The 3,448-nt window shown below is 62.0% G+C and carries 2 protein-coding genes; one reads left to right on the top strand and one right to left on the bottom strand.

Annotated elements, in window-relative coordinates:
• On the bottom strand, positions 1-523 hold a 523-nt coding region (locus H926_RS0112965; protein ID WP_022676690.1), incomplete at its 3' end, for a copper homeostasis protein CutC.
• A gap of 405 nt (positions 524-928) precedes the next feature.
• Here H926_RS0112965 and H926_RS27415 point away from each other — a divergent pair.
• The coding region (locus H926_RS27415) for a TonB-dependent receptor (RefSeq protein ID WP_158441985.1) at positions 929-3,448 on the top strand (2,520 nt) is incomplete at its 3' end.

Here is a 3,448-nt window from a genome sequence, read left to right as displayed (position 1 = left end):
GCCCGCTGGCCGCTTTCACCAGCGCGGCAAAGCGCGCCACGCCATCACCCGCGCGCACCGCGCCGGCCGAGGTCAGAATGCGGTCAAAGCCCAGTTCCACCGCGATTTCCAGGCCGGCGAACGGATCGTCGAGCAGATCGAACACGCGGTGCAGCGTAAGCGACAGCGGCCGCCCGCGTGCCTCGCCCAGCGCGCGGGCATGGTCGACCCATTCGGCCAGCGCCCCGCGATCCAGCCCCTGACGCCCGCCGCAACCGATCACCGCGCCGGCAAGGCCAGCCTTGGCGAAATCGGCCAGATCGGCCTGCACCAGCGCACAATCGCGGGCATTGTAGGCAAAATCACCAGGGCGCGGGCGCGACAGGGCATGAACCGGCAAGGGCTGGCGCGCTGCAAGATCGAGCAGGGACGATGGCGGCGTCAGCCCACCCAGGTCCAGCGCCACGCACAGTTCCAGCCGATCCGCGCCACCGGCCAGCGCCGCAGCCATGCCGGCACCGTCTTCCACGCACACTTCAAGCATCGCGGCCGGCCTTCGTCATGGGCTGATTGGCATTCATTGGCCTGCTCCTTTTGCGGTCCACCGCACCAGCGAATCACCTTTGCGCGATGTGGCTTTGTTTTGGTCCCTACCAAACCCGTGTAAATTTTTTTGGGACTGCGGCCAATATGCCGCACCCCTCAACCCGCAAAAAGACCGGAAAACGGCGGATTTCGTATATTTTTTCACATTGTTTCATTCTGTTGACGGATGTGTCAGGCCAAGTTTTGGTGGACAGCCGGTTTCATTTAAGTGACATATTGCGTGGCGGTTGGACTTAGATTGGTTACAGACCACATCCAGGAAACAGCCGCGAGGGGTAAGCAACACCGTTTCAGGGTTCAACACATTCGTGCCCGGGATACGGGCGGGATTGAGGGTTAAAACATGTCATTCTTTCGTGCAGCATTGCTGGCAAGCACCTTTGCCACGATCGTGTCGTCGCCAGCCATCGCGCAGGATGCCCAGGCCACAGCGCCCAACAGCGCCGCCGCCGATTCCGCCGATCAGGGCAGCGATCCGGGCCAGGCGATTGTCGTGTCCGGCATTCGCGCCTCGCTCAAGAACGCGATCGACGTGAAGCGCAGCGCGATTGCCGTGATGGACGTGATCACCGCCGAAGGCGTGGGCAAGTTCCCCGATCGCAACGTGGCCGAATCGCTCTCGCACATTCCCGGCGTGTCGGTGGACCACCAGTTCGGCATCGGCGAACGCGTGTCGATCCAGGGCACCGATCCGGCGCTCAACCGCATCCTGATCGACGGGCACTCGATCGCCTCGGCCGACTGGGGTGGCAACCCCGGCGACGTGACCGGCCGCACGTTCAACTATTCGCTGCTCGCGCCCGAAGTGATTTCGCGCGTGGAAGTCTACAAGTCGCCCGAACCGTGGATCGACGAAGGCGCGCTGGGCGGCACCGTGCTGGTGCGCACGCGCAAGCCGCTCGACATGAAGGCGAATTCGCTGAACGGTTCGATCGGCGTGAACTACAACGATCGCTCCAAGATCGCCAACCCGCGCGGCTCGCTGCTTTACAGCTGGAAGAACAAGGACGAAACCTTCGGCATCATGGTGGCCGGCACCTATGACAAGGATTCGCTGGCCCGCGCCGGGATCGAATACTTCGGCTACTCCACCGGCAAGGACTTCCTGCAAAAGGACGCCAATGGCGACCTGCTGACCGACGGCAACGGCAACTATGTGCCGAAGAACTCGGCGCTCGCTATCAACGGCGGGACGACGCAGGACCTGGCCAATGCCCGCTATCCGGCCGGCATCAACCACGCCTATTTCAAGCAGACGCGCCAGCGCATCGGTGGCCAGTTTGCCGTGCAATATGCCCCCACCAGCGATTTCGAGCTGATCGCCACGGGCATGCACATCCAGGGCACCTACAACAACTTCTCGCAGTCGGAATTCATCTATCCGAACTACAACCCGGGCAACATTTCGGCAGTCACGCTGTCGAACGGCCTAATCAGTTCGGCCTCAATGGCCAATGGCACCAGCACCCAGGCGGAGCTGGACATGAACTATCGCAAGACCAAGGTGACCAACGACAGCTATAACCTGGCGGGCACCTGGCATGTCAGCGACCGCTTCACCCTGTCGGGCAACGGCGGCTGGAGCAAGGCGACCGGCGGCACCAACCCCGAATACCTGATGTCGCTCTATTCGAACGGTGGCTACACCTTCGATTACACCGGCACGTCGACCAGCGTGAACTACAATACCGCGCCGACCGACGCGAGCCAGTGGGGCCGCTTCTCCACCTCGTCGCAGAAGCTGCCCGATGGCACCACCATCAACGGCTACCAGATCGGCGGCATCGCCCATTCGCGCCAGAAGGACGAAGAGTTCTACGCCCAGCTGGACGGCAAGTGGGAGGTGAGCGACGCGTTCTTCAAGGACGTGCGCATGGGCATCAAGGCCTCTACGCACCAGAACGCGCTGACCGTGACCGGCTCCAAGGTGTTCTACACCAACCCGATTTCGCTCACCGACTTCACCACCCACCTCACGCCTGGTGGCCTGTTCAACGGCCTCAACGACAATGGCAACGCCAACCAGTTCGCCACGCTGACCGAACAGGGCGTGGTCGATGCGCTCAACAACGGCCTCTATGTCGACACCGGGATCGACAAGGGCTCGACGTTCAGCGTGCGTGAAAAGGTTGCCAATGCCTATGTCCAGCTGGACTTCGGCAGCGGCCCGATCCACGGTTCGGGCGGCTATCGCATGGTCTATACCAGCGACCGGTCGAACTACTTCAACTCGACCGACAACGGCTCGACCTACACCCCGATCGTCAGCAGCAAGGACTATCTCAAGTTCCTGCCCAGCCTGAACGTGTCGTGGGATATCAGCGATAATTTCAAGCTGCGCGGTGCCGTGGCCGAAGTCATCGCCCGTCCGCGCTATGCCCAGCTGGCCGGCGCATTCAGCCGCAATGACACCAACTTCACCGCGGCCGGCGGCAACCCGGATCTCAATCCCTATCAGTCGACCAACTACGAACTGTCGGCCGAATGGTATTTCCGTCCCGGCTCGCTGCTGTCGGTGGAATACTTCCGCCGCCAGATCAGCTCGTACATCGTGACCAAGACCGTGTCGCAGATGCTTACCCCGCTCGGTGGCACCACGCCGGTGGAATACCAGGTCACCCTGCCGGTCAACGCCACCAACGCCACGGTCAACGGCGTGTCGGTCGGCTTCCAGACGCCGATCTGGGGCGGCTTTGGTATCCTGACCAACTATACCTATGCCGATGCCAAGAGCGGCGTGGATAGCGACGGCAACGTGGTCAACCTGCCCTACCTTTCGAAGCACACGGTCAACGTGATCCCGTACTTCGAAAAGGACGGTTTCCAGGCCCGCATCAGCTGGAACTGGCGCAGCGACTACTTC

The organism is Novosphingobium sp. B-7, assembly GCF_000410615.1.
Lineage (GTDB): Bacteria > Pseudomonadota > Alphaproteobacteria > Sphingomonadales > Sphingomonadaceae > Novosphingobium > Novosphingobium capsulatum.
The sequence above is the reverse complement of the archived record's forward strand: the minus strand, read 5'-3'. Positions and strand labels throughout refer to the sequence as shown.